This is a genomic window from Pseudonocardia bannensis (genome assembly GCF_012911875.1).
Lineage (GTDB): Bacteria > Actinomycetota > Actinomycetes > Mycobacteriales > Pseudonocardiaceae > Pseudonocardia > Pseudonocardia bannensis.
This window is the reverse complement of sequence record NZ_JAAXKZ010000056.1, coordinates 1-19,854: the sequence shown is the minus strand read 5'-3', so window position 1 is coordinate 19,854 and position 19,854 is coordinate 1. Positions and strand designations below refer to the sequence as shown.

At 72.6% G+C, this 19,854-nt stretch carries 21 protein-coding genes; 11 read left to right on the top strand and 10 right to left on the bottom strand.

The window, feature by feature from the left end; genetic code table 11:
- The first annotated feature begins 20 nt into the window (after positions 1-20).
- The 3 genes from HF519_RS16065 to HF519_RS16055 are packed head-to-tail and all read left to right on the top strand — an operon-like array spanning position 21 to position 3,660.
- Complete coding sequence (locus HF519_RS16065) at positions 21-2,294, top strand: xanthine dehydrogenase family protein molybdopterin-binding subunit (RefSeq protein WP_169413762.1); 2,274 nt, start codon at positions 21-23, stop codon at positions 2,292-2,294.
- Positions 2,295-2,305: 11 nt separating this feature from the next.
- Positions 2,306-2,848 (top strand): (2Fe-2S)-binding protein, encoded by a 543-nt coding sequence (locus tag HF519_RS16060; protein ID WP_169413779.1) that lies wholly within the window; start codon positions 2,306-2,308, stop codon positions 2,846-2,848.
- Entirely contained in the window at positions 2,845-3,660 is an 816-nt protein-coding gene (locus HF519_RS16055) for an FAD binding domain-containing protein (protein ID WP_169413761.1), read from the top strand. The genes HF519_RS16060 and HF519_RS16055 overlap by 4 nt, the downstream gene beginning before the upstream one ends.
- A gap of 108 nt (positions 3,661-3,768) precedes the next feature.
- On the opposite strand, the gene HF519_RS16050 is transcribed toward HF519_RS16055, so the two are convergent.
- Both HF519_RS16050 and HF519_RS16045 read right to left on the bottom strand, forming a co-directional pair.
- Positions 3,769-4,200 (bottom strand): acyl-CoA thioesterase, encoded by a 432-nt coding sequence (locus tag HF519_RS16050; protein ID WP_169413760.1) that lies wholly within the window; start codon positions 4,198-4,200, stop codon positions 3,769-3,771.
- 100 nt (positions 4,201-4,300) lie between these two features.
- Positions 4,301-5,044: a MerR family transcriptional regulator gene (locus HF519_RS16045; protein ID WP_169413759.1), complete on the bottom strand. Its 744-nt coding sequence runs from the start codon at positions 5,042-5,044 to the stop codon at positions 4,301-4,303.
- 142 nt (positions 5,045-5,186) lie between these two features.
- Here HF519_RS16045 and HF519_RS16040 point away from each other — a divergent pair, with 142 nt between their 5' ends.
- Both HF519_RS16040 and HF519_RS16035 read left to right on the top strand, forming a co-directional pair.
- Complete coding sequence (locus tag HF519_RS16040) at positions 5,187-6,407, top strand: acetyl-CoA C-acetyltransferase (protein WP_169413758.1); 1,221 nt, start codon at positions 5,187-5,189, stop codon at positions 6,405-6,407.
- Between the two features lie 39 nt (positions 6,408-6,446).
- On the top strand, positions 6,447-8,609 hold the full coding sequence (locus tag HF519_RS16035) for a 3-hydroxyacyl-CoA dehydrogenase NAD-binding domain-containing protein (protein ID WP_169413757.1): 2,163 nt from the start codon (positions 6,447-6,449) through the stop codon (positions 8,607-8,609).
- A 75-nt stretch (positions 8,610-8,684) separates the two neighbouring features.
- Here the strand turns inward: HF519_RS16035 and HF519_RS16030 are convergent, their stop codons facing one another.
- Together HF519_RS16030 and HF519_RS16025 are read right to left on the bottom strand one after the other, a co-directional pair.
- On the bottom strand, positions 8,685-9,050 hold the full coding sequence (locus HF519_RS16030) for a cupin domain-containing protein (protein WP_169413756.1): 366 nt from the start codon (positions 9,048-9,050) through the stop codon (positions 8,685-8,687).
- 76 nt (positions 9,051-9,126) lie between these two features.
- Positions 9,127-9,525, bottom strand: a complete 399-nt coding sequence (locus tag HF519_RS16025) for a DUF1330 domain-containing protein (protein WP_169413755.1) — start codon at positions 9,523-9,525, stop codon at positions 9,127-9,129.
- An 86-nt stretch (positions 9,526-9,611) separates the two neighbouring features.
- Here HF519_RS16025 and HF519_RS16020 point away from each other — a divergent pair, with 86 nt between their 5' ends.
- Positions 9,612-10,238, top strand: a complete 627-nt coding sequence (locus HF519_RS16020) for a DedA family protein (RefSeq protein WP_312860143.1) — start codon at positions 9,612-9,614, stop codon at positions 10,236-10,238.
- Between the two features lie 45 nt (positions 10,239-10,283).
- Here HF519_RS16020 and HF519_RS16015 read toward each other — a convergent pair whose 3' ends face one another.
- A complete protein-coding gene (locus HF519_RS16015) occupies positions 10,284-11,372 on the bottom strand; it encodes a carboxylate-amine ligase (RefSeq protein ID WP_169413754.1) in 1,089 nt (362 codons plus the stop codon).
- Between the two features lie 110 nt (positions 11,373-11,482).
- Between HF519_RS16015 and HF519_RS16010 the strand changes: the two genes are divergently transcribed.
- From HF519_RS16010 to HF519_RS15995, 4 genes are all read left to right on the top strand, one after another.
- Positions 11,483-12,274, top strand: coding sequence for an ANTAR domain-containing protein (locus HF519_RS16010; protein ID WP_169413753.1), 792 nt, complete (start codon positions 11,483-11,485; stop codon positions 12,272-12,274).
- A 48-nt stretch (positions 12,275-12,322) separates the two neighbouring features.
- Positions 12,323-13,117, top strand: coding sequence for an SDR family NAD(P)-dependent oxidoreductase (locus tag HF519_RS16005; RefSeq protein WP_169413752.1), 795 nt, complete (start codon positions 12,323-12,325; stop codon positions 13,115-13,117).
- A 118-nt stretch (positions 13,118-13,235) separates the two neighbouring features.
- Positions 13,236-13,532 carry a Dabb family protein gene (locus tag HF519_RS16000; protein WP_169413751.1) on the top strand — a complete coding sequence of 99 codons (297 nt, stop codon included), beginning with the start codon at positions 13,236-13,238 and terminating at the stop codon, positions 13,530-13,532.
- The gene (locus tag HF519_RS15995) at positions 13,529-14,200 is read left to right on the top strand and encodes a class II aldolase/adducin family protein (RefSeq protein WP_211170104.1); all 672 of its coding nucleotides are present in this window, start codon (positions 13,529-13,531) and stop codon (positions 14,198-14,200) included. The genes HF519_RS16000 and HF519_RS15995 overlap by 4 nt, the downstream gene beginning before the upstream one ends.
- A gap of 5 nt (positions 14,201-14,205) precedes the next feature.
- Here the strand turns inward: HF519_RS15995 and HF519_RS15990 are convergent, their stop codons facing one another.
- The 5 genes from HF519_RS15990 to HF519_RS15970 all read right to left on the bottom strand — a co-directional run bounded on the left by HF519_RS15990 (position 14,206) and on the right by HF519_RS15970 (position 18,835).
- Complete coding sequence (locus HF519_RS15990; protein WP_169413750.1) at positions 14,206-14,904, bottom strand: TIGR03943 family putative permease subunit; 699 nt, start codon at positions 14,902-14,904, stop codon at positions 14,206-14,208.
- Positions 14,904-15,890 carry a permease gene (locus tag HF519_RS15985; RefSeq protein WP_312860142.1) on the bottom strand — a complete coding sequence of 329 codons (987 nt, stop codon included), beginning with the start codon at positions 15,888-15,890 and terminating at the stop codon, positions 14,904-14,906. Before HF519_RS15985 ends, HF519_RS15990 begins: the two co-directional genes overlap by 1 nt.
- A 49-nt stretch (positions 15,891-15,939) precedes the next feature.
- Positions 15,940-16,497 (bottom strand): nucleoside/nucleotide kinase family protein, encoded by a 558-nt coding sequence (locus HF519_RS15980; protein ID WP_169413749.1) that lies wholly within the window; start codon positions 16,495-16,497, stop codon positions 15,940-15,942.
- Positions 16,498-16,708: 211 nt separating this feature from the next.
- On the bottom strand, positions 16,709-18,160 hold the full coding sequence (locus HF519_RS15975; RefSeq protein WP_169413748.1) for a PepSY-associated TM helix domain-containing protein: 1,452 nt from the start codon (positions 18,158-18,160) through the stop codon (positions 16,709-16,711).
- Between the two features lie 111 nt (positions 18,161-18,271).
- Positions 18,272-18,835 (bottom strand): hypothetical protein, encoded by a 564-nt coding sequence (locus tag HF519_RS15970; RefSeq protein WP_169413747.1) that lies wholly within the window; start codon positions 18,833-18,835, stop codon positions 18,272-18,274.
- A gap of 502 nt (positions 18,836-19,337) precedes the next feature.
- Here HF519_RS15970 and HF519_RS15965 point away from each other — a divergent pair.
- Positions 19,338-19,854: MEDS domain-containing protein (locus tag HF519_RS15965; protein ID WP_169413746.1), on the top strand; the 517-nt coding region annotated here is incomplete at its 3' end.

The window sequence follows — 19,854 nt, the reverse complement described above, 5'->3', positions numbered from 1 at the left end:
GAGAGATACGCTCAGCCGTGATGAGCATCATGGGCACGCGCGTGGTCCGTGTTGAGGATCCGGTGTTCCTCACACGGGGCGCGACCTACACCGACGACCTGACAGACGAGCGGCTGACCGGTGCTCTGCACCTGACGTTGGTCCGCTCCCCACTGGCGCACGCACGGATCACCGCCATCGACGTCGAGGGCGCCCGGGAAGCCCCCGGCGTCGTCGCGGTGATCACCGGCGCCGATCTCGACCTCCCGCCGGCGCTGCTGTTCCCGGCGGCCAACAAGGCCATGGTCCGGCCCTGGCTGGCCACCGACGTGGTCCGCTTCGTCGGGGAGCCGGTCGCCGCCGTGCTCACGGAGGAGCGCTACCAGGGCCCGGACGCCGCCGACCTCGTCGCGGTCGACTACGACCCGCTGCCGGCGGTGATCGACCTGAAGGCGGCGGCCTCCGACGAGGTGCTGCTGTTCCCCGAGGCCGGCACCAACACGGCGCTGGGCTTCGGCGTCGAGGACGCCTTCGACGAGACGCTGTTCGACGGCTGCGACGTCGTCGTGACTCGCGAGATCGTCAACCAGCGCCTCGCCGCGGCCCCCCTGGAGACCCGCGCCGCCGCGGCCGTGTGGGGCGACGACGGCCGCGTGACGATCTTCTGCTCCAGCCAGAACGCCCACATCGCCCGCGACGAGATCGCCGGCTGGCTCGGCGTCGAGAAGGACACGGTTCACGTGATCCTGCCCGACGTGGGCGGCGGTTTCGGAGCCAAGATCGGCGCCGACCCCGAGTTCGCGCTCGTCGCGGCGCTGGCCAAGCGCGCCGGCCGGCCCGTCCGCTGGTCGGAGAGCCGCTCGGAGAACATGACCGGGATGGGCCAGGGCCGCGCCCAGCTGCAGACCGTCACGATCGGTGGCAGCCGGGACGGCAAGGTGCAGGCCTACCGGATCGACGTGCTGGCCGACGCCGGCGCGTACCCCCGGCTCGGCACGTACCTGCCGGCCTTCACCCGGATGATGGCGCCCGGCACCTACGACATCCCCAAGGTCGAGTCCCGGGCTCGGGTCCTGGTCACGACCACGACGTCCACCGTCGCCTACCGCGGTGCGGGCCGCCCGGAGGCGACCGCGGCGATCGAGCGGGCGATGGACCTGTTCGCCGCCGAGATCGGCATGGACCCGGCCGAGGTCCGCAAGCTCAACGTGATCGCGCCGGAGAAGTTCCCGTTCGTCACCCAGGGCGGCGTCGAGTACGACAGCGGCGAGTACGCCAAGGCGATCGAGCGGGCCCAGGAGGCGGCGGGTTACGCCGAGCTGCGGGCCGAGCAGGCCGCGCGCCGCGAGCGCGGTGACGCCCGCCAGCTCGGCATCGGCGTCTCGTCCTACGTCGAGATCACCGGCGGCGGCGCGTTCGCCGAGGACGCCGCCGTCGAGGTGCACCCGGACGGCACGGTGACCGTGCTGACCGGCACCTCGCCGCACGGCCAGGGCCACGCGACCGCGTGGGCGATGCTGGCCAGCGACCACCTGGGCATCCCGATCGAGAAGATCACCGTCAAGCACGGCGACACCGACCTCATCCCGCGGGGCAGCGGGACGATGGGGTCGCGCAGCCTGCAGACCGGCGGCGTCGCGGTGTACCAGGCCGCGGGCGAGCTGGTCGAGCTGGCCAAGCAGCGCGCCGCCGACCTGCTCGAGGCCAACGTGGACGACCTCGAGGTCGACAAGAGCAACGCGTCCATTGTGGTCAAGGGCGCCCCCGGCTCGAAGAGCGTGACGTTCGCGCAGCTCGCCGAGCAGGAGAAGCTCGCCGTGTCGACCACGTTCGACAGCAAGAAGCCGACGTTCCCGTTCGGTGCGCACGTCGCCGTCGTCGAGGTCGACGTCGAGTCCGGCAAGGTCACCGTCGAGCGGATCGTCACCGTCGACGACGCGGGCCCGGTCGTGAACCCGCTGCTGGCCGAGGGCCAGCGGCACGGCGGCATCGCGCAGGGCATCTCGCAGGCCCTGCTCGAGGAGGTCGTCTACGACGAGGACGGCAACCCGCTGACCGCGACGTTCGCCGACTACGGCTTCCCGTCCGCGGCCGAGCTGCCCAGCTTCGAGCTCGTGGACCAGGCCACCCCCACTCCGATCAACCCGTTGGGTGCCAAGGGGATCGGCGAGGCCGGAACGATCGGCGCGACGCCTGCGGTGCAGAGCGCCGTCGTCGACGCGCTGTCCCACCTCGGGGTGCGCCACATCGACATGCCGACCACCCCGCTGCGGGTGTGGGAGGCCATCCAGGCCGCTTCGAAGGGGGCCAAGTGAGCGGCAACACAGTGAAGGTAGACATCACGGTCAACGGCGAGCAGACGAGCGCGGACGTCGAGCCGCGGCTGCTGCTGGCGCACTACCTGCGCGAGAACGTCGGGCTGAAGGCCACCAACATCGGCTGCGACACGACGTCCTGCGGCGCCTGCACGGTGCTCGTGGACGGCGAGTCGGTCAAGTCCTGCACGGTGCTCGCCGTGCAGACCGACCAGCGGTCGGTCACCACGCTCGAAGGCCTGTCCCCCGAGGGCGGGGAGCTGCACCCGATGGCCAAGGCGTTCCGCGAGGAGCACGGCCTGCAGTGCGGCTTCTGCACGCCGGGCATGGTCATGGCGGCGGTGAGCCTCATCGAGGAGAACCCGAACCCGACCGAGCGTGATGTCCGGGAGGGGCTGGAGGGCAACCTCTGCCGCTGCACGGGCTACCACAACATCGTCCGGGCGGTGCTCGCCGCGGCGGGGCAGGACCCCGACGCGGAGCAGAAGCGCGAGGCCGAGAGCGACGCGTCGCGCACGGCTCCGGGCTTCTCGACCGGAGGGGCCGGCGCATGATCCCCGTCGCGTTCGACTACGAGCGGCCGGACACGGTCGACGCCGCCCTGGCACTGCTCGCCGAGCACGGCGAGGACGCCACGGTGCTGGCCGGCGGCCACTCGCTGCTGCCGGTGATGAAGCTGCGCCTCGGTGCGCCCGAGCTGGTCATCGACATCGGGCGGCTGGCCGACCTCAACTACATCCGCGTCGAGGGCGACGAGGTCGCGATCGGGGCCGGTACCCGGCACCGCGACCTCGAGGCCTCCGAGGTGCTGGCCACCGAGGTTCCGCTGCTGCCCGCCGTGGCCCGCACGGTCGGTGACCCGCAGGTCCGTCACCGCGGCACCATCGGCGGCTCGCTCGCGCACGCCGACCCGGCGTCCGACCTGCCGGCCGCGGTGCTCGCGCTGAACGGCACCGTCGTGCTGCGCAGCGCGCGCGGTGAGCGGCAGGTGCCGATCACCGGCTTCTACACCGGGGTGTTCTCCTCGGTGAAGGAGCCGGACGAGCTGATCGTCGAGGTCCGGGTGCCGCGCACCGGCGCCGCCGGCTGGGCGTACGAGAAGTTCACCCGCCGGTCCAACGACTGGGCGATCGTCGCCGTGGCCGTCGTCGACGGCCGGGTGGGCCTGGTGAACATGGGCCCGACGCCCCTTCGTGCCTCGGCCACCGAAGCGGCGCTGGCCGAGGGGGCGTCCATCGAGGACGCGGCCGCGCTGGCCGACCAGGCCACCGACCCGCCCGCGGACACCGCGGCGACCCGCGAGTACCGGCGCCACCTGGCCCGGCTGCTCACCAAGCGGGCGCTCACCACCGCCGCCGGCGTCTGACCCTCGACCCCTCCGGGTCCCCCGCGTTCCCACGAACGGCACTTTTGTTCAACAGGTTTGAACGAAAGTGCCGTTCGTGGCAAACGGGGAAGCGGCTGGGTGGGCCGGTCAGAGGGGGAGGAGCGGGGCCGGGTCGCCCAGGGCGTCGGCGATGAGCGGGGGGATCTCGCGTTTGCCGGAGCCGTCGGTCGCGATCACCACGTACACGGTGCGGCCCGCGCACGTCACCTCGGCGTCGTCACCGCCACCACGGCGCACCTGGAAGTCCAGCGCGAAGCTGGTGCGCCCGATCCGGGCGGTCGACACCGCGACGACGATCTCGTCGCCCCAGCCCACACCGGCCTTCCAGTCGATCTCGGAGCGGACCAGTTGCACGTCGTACCCGGCGTCGGTCATCACCGTGTAGGGCAGGCCGCGGTCGGCGAGGAACGCCGTCATCGCGTCGTCGAAGTACGCCAGGTACCAGGCGTTGAAGACGACGCCCTGGGCGTCCACCTCGAGGTAGCGGACGTTCACCGGGTGCGTGAAGAGATCAGCCACGGCCGCACCCTAGGCGCAGATCGCCCCGGCGCGGGGCCGGCCGGTCTCGCGCCGGCGCCGCCGGCCCGGTATCGCCGCTCCTCGCCGGCGATCCGCACCGTCAGCCGATGCGTTCGCGGATGGCCCGGTTCACCGCGCGGCCGAACGCCGTGACGACGCCCTGCACGGTGATCGGCTTGAGCCTGCTCATGGTGGCGGCCAACCGGCTGCGCTCCTCGGCGGGGCGGCCCGCGTCGCGGTAGGGCTGCAGCACCTGCCGCTGGAACAGCGCCATTAGGTCTTCGGCCAGCGCGGTGGTGTGCTTCTCGATGAGCTCGTGGGAGTCGCGCAGCAACGCCGTGGGCAGCCCGGAGTCGAGCATCTCCAGCCCGGGCCCGAGCGGTCCGTGCAACCGGATCCGCCCGGCCCCCTCGCCCTCGACGAGCCGTTCCACGGCGCCGATGGCCTCCAGCGCGTCGACGTCGTCGTCGTCGAGCACCCGTCCGGCCCGCCGGTCGAGCTCGGCTCGGTCGACCTCCTCGAGCTGTTCGGGCACCCACGGGGTCAGCAGGGCGCGCTGCAGGGCGAGCTCGCCGGCGCCCGTGGAATGCGGCACCCGTTCCAGGTAACGCTCGATCGCGGCGAGGGTGAACCCGAGTGCGGACAGCTCGCTGATCAGCTCCAACCGGGCCAGGTGGTCGGGGCCGTAGAGGCCCGTGCGGCCACGCAGCCGAGGCGGCGGGAGCAGCCCGCGTCCGGCGTAGAAGCGGATGGTGCGAACGGTGACACCACTGCGATCGGCCAACTGGTCGATGGTCAGCAGTTCCCCGTCGGGTGCAGATCGTTGCGGAGTCGGCACTGCCATGGGTGAAGGCTACGGCAGACCTTGACCTATGTGACAGTACTGCTGTAACAAAGGAGCCGAACGGCGCCATCGGCCGTCGCGGCCTGTCGCCGCAGCCGTGCCCGCAGCCGTGTTTCTTCGCCGGAGCAGACGAGAGGTTCGCATGAGCGAGATCCCCGAGGCGTACATCTACGACGCGATCCGCACGCCACGCGGCCGGGGCAAGGCCTCCGGCTCGCTGCACGAGGTCAAGCCGGTATCGCTGGTCGTCGGGCTGATCGACGAGATGCGCGCCCGGTTCCCCGAGCTCGACCCGGCCACGATCGACGACGTCGTGCTCGGCGTCGTGTCGCCGATCGGGGACCAGGGCGGCGACATCGCCAAGACCGCCGCGATCGCGGCCGGCCTGCCCGACACCGTCGCCGGAGTTCAGCTCAACCGGTTCTGCGCCTCCGGCCTGGAGGCGGTCAACACCGCCGCGCTCAAGGTGCGCTCCGGCATGGAGGAGATGGTCCTCGCCGGCGGTGTCGAGGCCATGTCGCGCGTCCCGATGGGCTCCGACGGTGGCGCCTGGGCGATGGACCCCGACACCGCGTACCAGACCGGTTTCGTGCCCCAGGGCATCGGCGCCGACCTGATCGCGACCCTCGAGGGCTTCTCCCGCGAGGACGTGGACACGTTCGCCGTCGAGTCGCAGAACCGCGCCGCGAAGGCCTGGGCCAACGGCTACTTCGCGCGCTCGGTCGTCCCGGTCAAGGACCGCAACGGCCTGACGATCCTGGACCGGGACGAGCACGTCCGTGCCGGTGCCACGCTGGAGAGCCTGGCCGGCCTGCAGCCGTCGTTCGCGATGATGGGCGAGGCCGGTGGGTTCGACGCCGTGGCGCTGCAGCGCTACCACTGGGTCGAGAAGATCGACCACGTGCACCACGCCGGCAACTCGTCCGGCATCGTCGACGGCGCGTCGCTGTGCCTGATCGGAACCGAGGCGGCCGGCAAGGCCGCGGGCATCACCCCGCGGGCCCGCATCGTCTCCACCGCGCTGTCCGGTGCCGACCCGACGATCATGCTCACCGGCCCCGCGCCGGCCAGCCGCAAGGCGCTGGCCAAGGCGGGCCTGACCGTCGACGACATCGACCTGTTCGAGATCAACGAGGCGTTCGCCGCGGTCGCGCTGCGCTTCATGCGCGACCTCGACCTCGACCACGAGAAGGTCAACGTCAACGGTGGCGCGATCGCCATGGGCCACCCGCTGGGCGCCACCGGCGCGATGATCCTCGGCACCCTGGTCGACGAGCTCGAGCGTCGCGACCTGCGCTACGGCCTCGCCACGCTGTGCGTCGGCGGCGGGATGGGCATCGCCACCGTCGTCGAGCGTGTCTGACGCGGCTCCCCGGACCACACGAGAGGAACTGGAAACACAGTGAGCGAGCAGAAGGCCGTCCGCTGGGAGCGCGGGGACGACAGGATCGCGATCGTCACCCTCGACGACCCGGGCCGCAGCGCCAACACGATGAACGACCGCTACGTCGCCGCGATGGGCGAGGTCGTCGATGCTCTGGTGGCGGAGAAGGACAACCTCACCGGCGTCATCGTCACCTCGGCGAAGAAGACCTTCTTCGCCGGCGGTGACCTGGACTCGATGTCCAAGGCGACCCCGGCCGACGCGCCGGCGATCATGGAGAACGTCACCACGGTCAAGGCCCAGCTGCGCAAGCTGGAGACCCTCGGCAGGCCGGTCGTCGCGGCGATGAACGGCACCGCGCTCGGCGGTGGCCTGGAGATCGGCCTGGCCTGCCACCACCGGATCGGCCTCGACGCCAAGGGGGTGATCTACGGCCTGCCCGAGGTCACCCTGGGCCTGCTTCCCGGTGGCGGCGGCGTCGTCCGGATCACCCGCATGCTCGGCATCGCCGACGGGTTCATGAAGGTGCTCGCGCAGGGCCAGCGGCACAAGCCGGCCAAGGCGCTGGAGATCGGCATCATCGACGAGCTGGCCACCAGCGTCGACGAGATGATGGACAAGGCCCGGGCCTGGATCGCGGCCAACCCCGAGGCCGCGCAGCCGTGGGACAAGAAGGGCTACAAGATCCCCGGCGGCACCCCGTCGAACCCGAAGCTCGCGTCGATCCTGCCGGCGTTCCCGGCCAACCTGCGCAAGCAGCTCAAGGGCGCCCCGATGCCCGCGCCGCGCAGCATCCTGGCCGCGGCGGTCGAGGGCACCCAGGTCGACTTCGAGACCGCGCAGCGCATCGAGAGCCGCTACTTCACCGAGCTGGTCACCGGCCAGGTCTCGAAGAACATGACCAAGGCGTTCTTCTTCGACCTGCAGCACATCAACGGCGGTGGCTCGCGGCCCGACGGTCACGAGAAGTGGCAGCCGACCAAGGTCGCCGTGCTCGGCGCCGGGATGATGGGTGCGGGCATCGCCTACACCTGCGCGCTGTCGGGCTGGGAGGTCGTGCTCAAGGACGTCTCGATCGAGGCGGCGCAGAAGGGCAAGGCGTACTCCGAGGGCCTGGTGGCCAAGGGTGTCCAGCGGGGCAAGACCACGCAGGAGAAGGGCGATGCGCTGCTCGCCCGCATCACCCCGACCGCTGACTACGCCGACCTCGCCGGCTGCGACATCGTCATCGAGGCCGTGTTCGAGAGCGTGAAGCTGAAGCAGGAGGTCTTCGCCGAGGCCGCGAAGGTCATCAAGCCCGACGCGCTGCTGTGCTCGAACACCTCGACGCTGCCGATCACCGAGCTCGCCGCGGGCGTCGACCGGCCGGCCGACTTCATCGGCCTGCACTTCTTCTCCCCGGTCGACAAGATGCCGCTGGTCGAGATCATCCGCGGTGAGCAGACCTCGGACGCCACGCTGGCCAAGGCGTTCGACGTGACGCTCGGGATGAAGAAGACCCCGATCGTGGTCAACGACAGCCGCGGCTTCTTCACCAGCCGGGTCATCGGCACCTTCATCAACGAGGGCATCGCGATGCTCGCCGAGGGCATCGACCCGCAGACGATCGAGCAGGCGTCCTCGCAGGCCGGCTACCCGGCACCGGTGCTGCAGCTGATGGACGAGCTGACGCTGACCCTGCCGCGCAAGATCCGCGAGGAGACCAAGGCGGCCGTCGTGGCCGCGGGCGGCACCTGGCCGACGCACCCGTCGGAGGCCGTGGTCGACCGGATGCTCGACGAGTTCGACCGCAAGGGCAGGAGCTCGGGCGCGGGCTTCTACGAGTACGTCGACGGCAAGCGGACCCGGCTCTGGCCGGGGCTGCGGGAGCACTTCGGCGCGACCAACCACGACGTCGACCTGCACGAGCTGTCCGAGCGCATGCTGATCATCGAGGCGCTCGAGACCGTCAGGTGCTTCGACGAGGGCGTGCTGACCTCGGTGCCCGACGCCAACATCGGCTCGATCTTCGGCATCGGCTTCCCGGCCTGGACCGGTGGCGTGATGCAGTACATCGAGGGCTACCCGGGCGGCCCGGCCGGCTTCGTGGCCCGTGCCGACGAGCTGGCGAAGAAGTACGGCGACCGCTTCGCGGTCCCGCAGTCGCTGCGCAACCGCGCCACCACAACCGCCGCCGCGTAACCCGTACGGCGCGAAGGTGGCCCTCGCAACGTCAGGCGTTGCGGGGGCCACCTTCGCGCCGGTGGGGCGGAGGTGTCAGGCGTAGTAGTCGTTGCCTCGGGAGAACTCGACGAACACGCAGGCCTCGTCGCCGACGGTCCAGGCGTCGTGGCCGGGCGGCAGCATCATGACCTGGTTCGGTCCGAACTCCTCGGTGCTGCCGTCGTCCATCCGGACGCCCAGCCGGCCACTGAGCACGAGCGCCACGTGCGGCAACTCGCAGCTCTCGGTGCCCGCGTAGGACTTCAGGTCGCTCGACCAGCGGGCGCCCGGGTCGAACCGGACCCGGGTCACGTCGACGCCGTCGAGCTGGGCGGTCTGCTTGCTGATCAGGCCATGCACGTCGGGCTCGATCGCGTCGAGATCGGCCTTCTGCATGGCGGGGGACGCCGTGGAGGTCATGCGTTCACCTTAGGAAGAGTCGTCGGACGGCGCGGGCCGGCGTCGTCGACGGGTGCGCCCGATGCAGTCTCGGTGATCACCGGGACTGAGGTGACCGCCGGTCGGAGGCAGGTCGCCCGCGCGGGACCGTCGGCTGCAGCACCGCCTCGACCACCGCCTCGGTACGCAGGTGCGTGCCCGCCTGGTAGCCGGGGTCGCGCACCATGTCGGAGAACGCCCGCCGGCTCGGGTAGGAGACCAGCAGCACCGCGTCCCAGTCCTGTCCCTGCTCGGCGACGATCGGGTCGGCGCCGTGGCCGAAGTACAGGACCGACCCCCCGACCTTCTCCGCGAACGGGCGGAAGTGGGCGATGTACTCGTCGTAACGCTGCGCGCCGCCCTCGGCGAACCGCAGCAGGTTGAGCATGACGATCGGCTGATCGGGGCCCGCGGCGAGGAACGCCTTCATGTCGGCTCCGGTGGGGTTCACGGCCATGGCCGCCATCGTGGCCCAGATGTGAGCGCCGCCGCATCAGACCCCGCATTCCGGTGTTCATCCGGCGTTCTGGGCATCATGGACATGTGGCCGACTGGGTGTTCTCGATCGTCGACCGGCTCGGAGCGGCCGGAGTCGGCCTGCTGATTTTTCTGGAGAACGTGGTTCCGCCGATCCCGTCCGAGGCGATCCTGCCGCTGGCGGGGTTCCGGGCCCGCACCGGCGCGATCGACGCGTTCTGGGTCTGGCCCGCCGCCACCGCGGGCTCGGTGCTCGGAGCACTGGTTCTCTACGGGCTGGGTGCGTGGCTCGGGTACGAACGGCTGCACGCCCTCGCGGCGAAGCGCTGGTTCATCCTGTCCAGCCAGAAGGACCTCGAGCGCGGGCGTGCCCTGTTCGACCGGCACGGCAGCAAGCTCGTCCTGTTCGGCCGGTGCGTCCCGCTGATCCGCAGCGTGGTGTCGGTGCCGGCCGGGGTCGGCGGGATGCCCATGACCCGCTTCCTGCTGCTCACCGCGATCGGCAGCGGCATCTGGAACGCGGTGTTCATCGTGTTGGGCTGGGTCCTCGGGGAGAACTGGGACCGCGTCGAGGGCGCCCTCGGCCCGGCCGGTTACGTGGTGCTCGGGCTCGTCGTCGTGCTCGTCATCTGGCTGATCGTGCGCAAGCTGCGGTCCCGGAACTCCTATGTCGGGACGCACCGGGCGTCCTGACCGGCGCATCCGGCGTCGGGTCGGCGGCTCGCCGCATCCCGCGCGTCATCCGGTGCCGCGGCCGGCCGCCGTCGCCGCGGCGACGACGGCGCTGAGATCCCCGGTGCGCTCGAGCACCTGACGCTGGCGCGTGGCGCCGGTGCCGCGGCGCAGCACCGCGTCGAGCAGGCCGCGCACGGTCTCGAGCTCGCCGGCGTCCTCCAGCGCGGGCGCGACGTGTGCCATCAACCTGTTCAGCACGTCCGCCGCCGCAGCGGGCCGCCACGTCGTCGGGTCGAGCAGTTCCCCGTCGAGTCCGGACCGCCCGGCCCGCCACGACGCCAGTCTCAGCACCTCGGTGCGCACCGGGTCCGGTGCGCAGCCAGCCCGCCGGCCGCGCACCGCGGTCTCGACCAATGCCCGGGCCAGGGCCGCGATCAGCACGGCGTCGTCGGGGTCCAGGCAGACGTCGGCGACGCGGATCTCCAGCGTCGGATGGTGCCGGGACAGCCGGGCGTCGAAGTAGATCATCCCTTCGTCGAGCACGGTGTCCGAGCCGAGAATCGCCGCGACCGTGCCGCGGTAGCCGGCCGGCGAGCCGAACAGCTCGTACGGTCCCGCTGACGGCCAGCGCGTCCACAGCTGGCTGCGGAAGCTCGCATACCCCGAGTCGGCACCCTGCCAGAACGGCGAGTTGACGCTCAGCGCGAGCAGCGGCGCCAGCCACGGCCGGATCCGGTCGGCCGCGGCGACGCCCTCCTCCGCGGAGTCGATCGCGACGTGCACGTGGCAGCCGCAGGTCATCACCTCGTCGACGGTGAGCCCGAACCGCTGTGCCATCTTCCGGTACCGCGGCGAGGGTGAGACCGTCGGCTCCACGGCCAACGGCGAGGTGGCCAGCGCGACCAGGTCGACGCCCACGGCGCTCGCCGCCGCGGCCGCCACGGCCCGGGTGCCGCGCAGCTCGCGCCCGAGTTCGTCGAGGCCGACGCAGGGCCGGGTGCCGGTCTCCAACTGCTCGCGGTGCAGCTCCGCGGTGAGTTCGGAGTCGTCCTCCGCAGCTTGCAGCACGGCACCCCCGACGGCCCGCGGCCGTCCACTGACCGGATCGACGAGCAGGAACTCTTCCTCGACACCCACCGTGCGTACCGCCATGGCGGCAGTATCACGGTCGCACCCGGGCCGCGCTGCCGTAGCGTTGGTTGCTGATGAGCGTTGGGCCGGATAATCCTTTCGCGTCGACGCTGAAGCTATGAGGTGGTCACGTGCCGACCGACCAGGACTGGGCCGAGGACAAGCAGCTGTTCGTGGAGGGGGAGGTCGACCGGTTCGACGGGCTCTCCGCCGCTCCAGGCCCCTTGGCCGCCGAATTCGTCGCGCTGTCCGCCGCGCTGCTGGACGCGACCACGGTGCAGGACGTGCTGCGGCGAGTGGTCCGGGCGGGGCGCGCCGTGGTGGAGGGCGCCGACCTGGTCAGCGTCACGATGCGTGCCTCCGGCGGGGGCTTCCACACCCCGGTGGAGACCGACGAGCTGGCGACCCGGCTCGACGAGCTGCAGTACCGCTTCGACGAGGGACCCTGCATCGAGGCGGCGCGGGCGACGAACCGGGGCGTGACCGCCAGCGCCGATCTCGGGGCCGGGCGGGAGTACCCGCGGTTCGGCCCGGCGGCGGCCGGGATGGGCATGCACAGCGTGCTGGCCGTGGGCCTGTTCCCGCACGGCGACCCGCCGCGGATGGGAGCGCTCAACTTCTACTCCTTCCAGCGGAACGGGCTGGACGAGACCGACCGCGACATCGCGCTGGTATTGGCCGCGCACGCGTCGACAGCGCTGGCGGCCACCCAGGCCTGCACCGCCACCGACCTCGAGGCCGCACAGCTGCGCGAGGCGCTGCGCAGCCGCGATGTGATCGGGCAGGCCAAGGGGATCCTGATGGAGCGCCGGGGGATCACCGCGGCCGAGGCGTTCGAGGTGCTGCGTTCGGCGTCGCAGTCGCTCAACATCAAGCTGGCGCGGGTGGCCGAGACGCTGGTGAGCCGCCGCGCCGACCTCTGACAACCTGCCGGGAGAGTGAACCGGATCGTCCGGGGTAATGATCCGGCCATGAACATCGACCTGGGCGGCCGGACGGCGCTGGTGAGCGGCTCCACCCAGGGCATCGGCTACGCGATCGCGGCCGAGCTCGCCGGAGCGGGCGCGGGCGTCGTGCTCAACGGGCGCGATCCCGCCCGGGTCGACGACGCCGTCGCGCAGTTGCGGGCCGAGTTGGCCGAGGCCGACGTCGGCGGGATCGCCGCGGACGTCGCCGACGAGGCGGACACCGCCGGGCTGCTCGCCGAACTGCCGCGGGTGGACATCCTGGTCAACAACGTCGGGATCTTCGGCAGGCGCCCGGTCCTCGCGATCGACGATGCCGAGTGGCGCCGGTTCTTCGAGGTCAACGTGCTCTCCGGCGTCCGCCTGACCCGTGAGTACCTGCCCGGGATGATCGCGCGCGGGTGGGGCCGGGTGCAGTTCATCGCCAGCGAGGCGGCGGTCGCCACCCCGCTGGAGATGGTCCACTACGGCGTCACCAAGACCGCGCTGCTGGGTGTCAGCCGCGGTTACGCGAAGGAGGCCGCCGGATCCGGCGTCACCGTGAACACGGTACTGGCCGGGCCCACCCACACCGAGGGTGTCGAGGCCTTCGTCCGCCAGATGGTCGGCGACGACCTGCCGTGGGACGAGGCGCAGCGCCGGTTCATGGCCGAGCACCGTCCGCAGTCCCTGCTGGGGCGGCTCATCGAACCCCGTGAGATCGCCCGGATGGTGGCCTATCTCAGCTCCGACCTGGCGTCGGCGACGACCGGTGGGGCGCTCCGCGCCGAGGGCGGCTACATCGACGCGATCGTGCCCTGACGCCGCGTGGTCGGCGGGCCGGTCGCCCGAGACCTGGCCCCGCCGATCTTCGGGCGGACACACGGCCGCCGCGTCTGGCAGGGTGTGGCAGCGGCTGTGGGTGGCCGGAGGAGGCGGGATGATCCGCAACGTGGTGGTCGGACGGGTGCGCGACGGGGTGGCCCCGGCGCAGGTCGAGCAGGCCCTGCGCGACCTGCGCGTCGACGGCGTCGAGTTCGACCTGCTGGCCGGTACCGACCTCGGGCTGAGGGAGGGCAGCGCCGACTACGTGATCACGGTCGACCTGGCGGACGAACAGGCCTACCGGATCTACGATGCCGACCCCGAGCACAACCGGATCCACGCCGAGCTGTTCGCCCCGATCAGCGAACGGATCGAGCGGGTGCAGTTCCGGCTCCCCGGTCAGCGATCATGACCGGTCTGCTCCTCGCCGACGCACGTGCGGCAGTGATCGCCGCGGCGCTGCGGATGACCGCGGACGGGCTCGTGGTCGGAACCTCGGGCAACGTCTCCGTGCGCCACGGCGACCTGATCGCGGTGACCCCGTCGGGCGTGGACTACGACCGCCTCGGCCCGGCCGACGTCCCCGTGGTGGATCTGTCCGGGGCGGTCGTCGACGGCGCGCTCGCGCCCACGTCCGAGCTGCCGATGCACCTCACCGCCTACCGGGACCACGAGGCCGGTGCGGTGGTGCACACCCATTCCGTGCACGCGACCGCGCTGTCGCTGCTGGCCGACGAGGTGCCGGCGGTGCACTACCAGCTCGCCGACTTCGGCGGCGTGGTCCGGGTGGCCGACTACGCGAGGTTCGGCACGGCCGAACTGGCGGCGAACATGTCGGCGGCGCTGACCGGCCGTACCGGGGTGATCCTGCGCAACCACGGCACCCTCACCCTCGCTGCCACGCTCGCGAAGGCCTACAACCGGGCGGCTCAGCTGGAATGGCTGTGCCAGGTGTGGCTGACCGCCCGCACCGCGGGCGAACCGCGGCTGCTGCCGGCCGCGGAGATCGAAGGCTGCGTCGCGGCGTTCGCTGGTTACGGGCAGGAGCCGGGCATCGCCGCGCGCCCCGCGGGCGGGTAGCCCCGTCAGTACTCGTAGGGGTCGGTGGGCTCGGCGACCACCTGCACGTCGAGGACGGCCAGGCTGGGGGTGAACCGGTTCGCCTGCGTCGCGCTGCCCGGCTGGACGGTCCCGCGCACCCGCAGCCAGGTGTCCGGCTCCAGGTCCCCGACGTCGCCCACCAGGCGGATCGTGTACGGGCGGGCGTCGGCGGCGCAGCAGGCGATGGTCATCCGGGCGAGCACCGTTGCCGCACCACGGCGGACGACGAAGCCGGTGACGGTGACCTCGCGCCCGTCGAGCGAACCGGACTCGTCCCACGCCGCCCGGTTCACCACCTCGCCGACGCCGAGTTCCAGCGGGCCGGGGGGCAGCGGGGGGTAGAGGTCCGTGTTGCGGACCACCGCGCCGCCCCCGCCCGACCGGGCCACGGCGTCGGCGCCCAGTGCGGGCGGGGCGACCAGCGCGATCACCAGGACCGGGAGCATCAGCAGCCACGGGCTCCGGGTGCGCCCGTGATCGTGATCGTGGTCGACGGGCCCGGTGCGGCCACGCAGGTCCCGCGCCAGCGCGACGGCGGCGAGCAGCACCATCACCGCGCCCGCAGCCAGCAGCCACCAGCGGTGTGACGGCCTGACGTAGCGCAGGTAGGTGTCGTCGGCGGCGATCCGGATGAGCGCACCGCCGAGCAGCACCAGCAGCATGTGCTGGGTGTCACGCCGCATCAGCGCACCCCGCCGAACACCAGCAGCCCGGCCCCGACCGCGCACAGCATGGCGACCACGAAGGTCGCCGGGGCGAACCGCAACGCGAACGCGCGGCCGAACGTGCCCGCCTGCAGTGCGATGAGCTTGACGTCCACCGCCGGGCCGACGACGAGGAACACCAGCCGCGGCAGCAGCGGCAGGGTCGACAGCGACGCGGCGACGAACGCGTCGGCCTCGCTGCACAGCGCCAGCACGACGGCGAGCAGCGCCATGACCAGGACCGCGAGCACGAGCTGCGCGCCCAGGGCGTCCAGCCAGGCCGCCGGGACCAGCACCGACAGCGCCGCGGCGGCGAGGGCACCGAGCACGAGGAACCCGCCCGCGGACACCAGGTCGTGGCGCGCCGTCTCGGCGAGTACCGCCCATCGGCCCGCGCCGGTGGGCGTCGGCGCCCGCAGCCGGACCCGGTCACCGATCCACTCCGCCCGTCCGGCCCGCTGCCACAGCCAACCCATCACGCAGGCGGTGGCGAGCGAGCCGAGGAACCGCGCGCCGACCATCCCCGGCTCACCCGGGAACGCCACCGCCGTCGCCACCAGGACGACCGGGTTCACAGCGGGCGCGGCCAGCAGGAAGGTGAGCGCCGCGGCGTCGGGCACGCCCTGGCCGATCAGCCGCCGGGCGACCGGCACCGACGCGCACTCGCAGCCGGGCAGCACGAGGCCCGCGGCCCCGGCCACGGGTACCGCCGCGGCCGGGCGGGCGGGCAGCACCCGGCGCAGGGCCGCCGGGGAGAGGAAGGCCGCGATCACGCCGGACAGCACCACGCCGAGCACGAGGAAGGGCAGCGCCTGGACGCACACCGCGACGAACACGGTGGCCGCGGTGCGCAGCACGGGCGCGCTCAGCGCGTCGACGATCACCGGCCGGGCCACGATCGCCGCGATCAGCACGGCACAGAAGACGTGCAGCGATGTGACGTGAGAGCGCACCGCGGTGATCACGGCGGCACATGCTGCCAGCCGGGGAGAGTTCCCGGGGCCGAACGGTGGATCAGGCCTCGTCGCTGTTGTCGACGATCACGTCCGCGCGCCCGCGCGTGTGGTCGGCGGCGTGGAAGGCGTCCTCCTGCGCGGCCCACCCGTCCCGGTGCAGGGCGTAGTCCGGCCAGTCCGCCCGCGCGCGCAGCCGCCGCTCGCGCTCGCCGGGTGGCACGTCGACCCAGATCGCGGTGCTCGTGTACGGGCGAAGCGCCGCGGCTCCGGACCCGCAGCCCTCCAGGATCACGACCGGCGCCGGCGGCTGCTCCCGCCACTCGTCACGGACGCCGCGCACCCAGTCGTACCGGTGCCAGCGCGCCGCCCGTCCGGCCGCGAGCGGGACGGCGATCCACTCCACCGCGAGTGGGACGGCCGCGGCAAGGCCGTCCCATCCCGGGTAGAGCTCCTCGAGCGTGATGACCGGTGCGTCCAGGGCGCCGGCGAGCCGACCGGCGAGTTCGGTCTTGCCCGACCCGGAGTACCCGTCGATCGTGACCAACCGGACGCCTCCGGGCGGCCGGGGGCGCGCCCGCACCTCGGCGGCCAGCTCGGCGATGCGCCGGTCGTCCACGGGACATCTCCTCCGGGTGCGTTCGTTCCGAGTTCGACGTGGGACTGGTCCGAGTCGTGATCGAACCAGCCACCCGTCGGACCCGCGGCTGCGCCCGGCCTCGCCGCCGGCTGTGGCCGCGTGGTCCGCCGTCGTTGCCGTGGTCGCGGCATGATCGACGGATGGGACGCCGGCGCCGGGTTCGTCCCGGCTGCCGGTTCCCGGCCGCTGATCATGCGTCGAGGAGCTCGCCCTCCTCGACATCGGGGTCGCCTCCGGCCGTGCGGCTCCGGGCGCGCCGGCCGAGCAGCCCGTCGACCGCGAGGAAGGCGAGCAGGCTGATCCCGAACAGTGGCGCGAACCAGCCGACCACGACCGCCGCCAGCACGGCGACGAACCCGACGGGCTGGCTGGCCCGGCGGAACTGCCCGCGCGGCACCGCCCGGCCGCCTCGGCCCCGTGTGGGCCGGCGCCGCCACCACATCCGGTAGCCGAGCACGATCGTCGTGATCAGCCCGAGCCCGAACGCCACGAGCAGGAGCTGGTTCACCCAGCCGAACAGCACCCCCATGTGCGCGTCGATCCCCCAGCGGGCCAGCTTGGCCATCACCGGGTAGTCGGCGAAGCGCACCTGGTCGACGACGGCGCCGCTGCCGGCGTCGATCGCGACCGCGTCCACCTGCGTCGGCCAGCTGCGCTGGATCTCGGTGACGGTCCACGCCGCGCCGGGCTCGGCCGGCAGCGCGATCTCGACGCTCCGGGCGTCGATGCCGGCCGCGCGGGCGATGGCGAGCACCGAGTCGACTCCGCCGACCGCCGCGCCCCCGCTCCCGGCCTGGGCGGGCGCACCGCCGCTGTGGTCCCCGTGCCCGCCCCCGCCACCGGAGTCCAGCGCCGGGGTGCTCCAACCGAGCGACGCCCGCAGCTCGCTGATGGTGGCTCCGGCGTAGGTCGACCAGGTCAGCCCGGTGGCGGACAGGAACAACATCCCCACCAGCAGCCAGGTGCCGAGTGCACCGTGCCGGGTCAGGGTTCGGCGCCGGCCCGTCGCGCCGGGTTCGGGGCGGAATAGATCGCGGAGGCCGGCGCGACCCGCCGCCCGACGGGTGCGCAGGCGCGCGATCCACAGCGCGAGCCCGCCGAGCGCCACGACCCACAACCAGGACGCGGCGAGCTCGCTGTACAGGCGGCCGGGTTCGCCGAGCAGCAGGTTGCGGTGCAACTGGTCGATCGTCATGCGCAGCGGCAGCACGCCGCTGGTCCCGTAGCTGACCAGTGATCCCGTCACCTGGCCGGTCCCGGGGTCGACGAACACCGTGCGGCGCTCGGACTCGTCGAGCCCCGGGTCGCTGAACAGCACGCGGGTCGTCGCACCGGGTTCGGGTGCGGGCCGGACGGCGTCGAGCGTCCCTCCCGGCTCGGTGGCCACGGCGGCGTGGACCTGGTCGGCCAACGAACGCTGCTGGGCTGTCACCGGCACCCGCAGCTGGTCGGCGTAGATCCAGGACTCGAGTTGCGGGGTGAGGACGTAGAGCACCCCGGTGGCCGTGGCCACCAGCACGAACGGGCCGACCAGCAGGCCGGCGTAGAAGTGCAGGCGCAGCACGAGACCGCGCCAGCCGGTCGTGCCACGGGGGCCGTGATCGCCGGGTGGGCTGCAGGTGGGGTCGGATGTCGTGGTCATGGGGGCTCCGGTTTCGGTGTCGCCGAGATCGGCACGGGCCGGCCGGGCACGGCGCGTTCGACGGGCGCGCGCGATACCCGGCCGGGTCGGCCCGGCCGGTGATGGGGATGGTCAGCAGACCGCCGGAGGTCCCCTGTGGACGATCGTGTGCCGTAGCAGGGTGGTCTGGGTGCCAGGGGTCGAGGCGAGGGCGGGCCGACGACGGGCCGGGCCGCGGACCGCCCGCGGGCCCGTGCCGAGCAGCGCTGCGACGAGCCCGAGCAGGAGCGCTACGGCGCGACGGGACATCGCGATGGCGCGCCGCTCTCCACAGCGCAGCCACCCACCCGCCACGGCCGCGGCGAGCAGGTGCGCGAGCACCATCAGGTCCGGGCCGAGGACACCGTGGCCGGTGTGCGGGGCCGGCGCCGGGGCGGCCAGCGCGAACAGCGTGTGGCTGCCGAGCTGCGCGGTGAGCTGGGCGGCGGCGAGACGTTCCCAGCCGCGTTCGTCGCGGGTCAGCCACCAGGCGGGCCCCGCCATCGCGGCGACGGCGAGCAGTAGCCCGATCAGCGGGGGAGCGGCACCCGCGGAGAGGAGATGCCCGGCGGCCGCGGTGACCAGCGCTGTACCGATCGCCGCCACCGCCCGGGCGGGACGGCTCTGCGGGATCGCCGGGTGGCGTCCACGCAGCACGGGTGTGGTCGTCCGCGGCGCGGAACAGTGGGGCCGCACGAGGGCCGGTTCAGTGGGCGGGGCAGCTCGCGGCCGGGACGTGCTGCGGACAAGGGGCCACGGGAACGGTTGGCGGAACGAAGCACGCGGCTACGCCGGTTACCACCATGGGTTGGACCATACGTGGGAGCGGGGGAGCCCTCAAGGATCGCCCATCGGTGTTCGCCGTGACGCCGGGCGATCGGATGGGCACCGAGGAGTGATCGTCCGGGTCGCGTCTCGCCCGTGGCAGGGCAGATGCGGTGCCGAGCCGCCTCGGCCTGAGAGTGGGAACGAGTCGATGTGATTTCACCCCGTGGGGACGAGGGTTCGTGAGGGGATTCTCTGTCTCATTCACCCTCGTCCGGTCCTCGGGCAGCCATCTCGTTCACCATTTCCGTCGCTCCGGGCGCCGATGAGTCGACGGTCAGAGCCGACGCCGTCGCGGTGGGACCGGCCGGGCCTGAGTCGTCAGGGGGTGCGTATGACCGTCGACTCCGGCATCCCGGGACTCACGCTCGAGCCCGGCGGCCATGTGTGCGGTGTGTTCCGGGCGCCGGAGGAGCGTGACGGGGCCATGGCGGCGTTCTTCCGGGCCGGCCTGCTGGCCGGTGATCGGTCCGTGGTGGTGGTCGACGCGGCCGACGCGGGCGCGGTGCTGAGCCGAGTCGGTTCCCCCTCGGAGATCGCGGACTGGCGGCGAACGGGCCTGCTCGACGTCCGCAGTTCAGCTGTGCCCTCCCGCAGCCGCAAGGATCCGACCCCCGACGGGATGCCCGGTGTGTGGGGAGAGATCGTCGATCCGGCTTGGCCGGCCGGCATCCGCCTGGGCGCGGAGGCGAGCTGTTGGCTGCCCCGGGCAGGACCCGACAGCCTGATCCGCTACGAGAACGAGGTGGCCCGGTACATCCCCGAGCAACTCGTCGTGCTCTGCCTCTACGACCTCAACCGGTTCGGAGCAGGTGTGCTGATCGACGCGATCCGGATGCATCCCCAGGTGA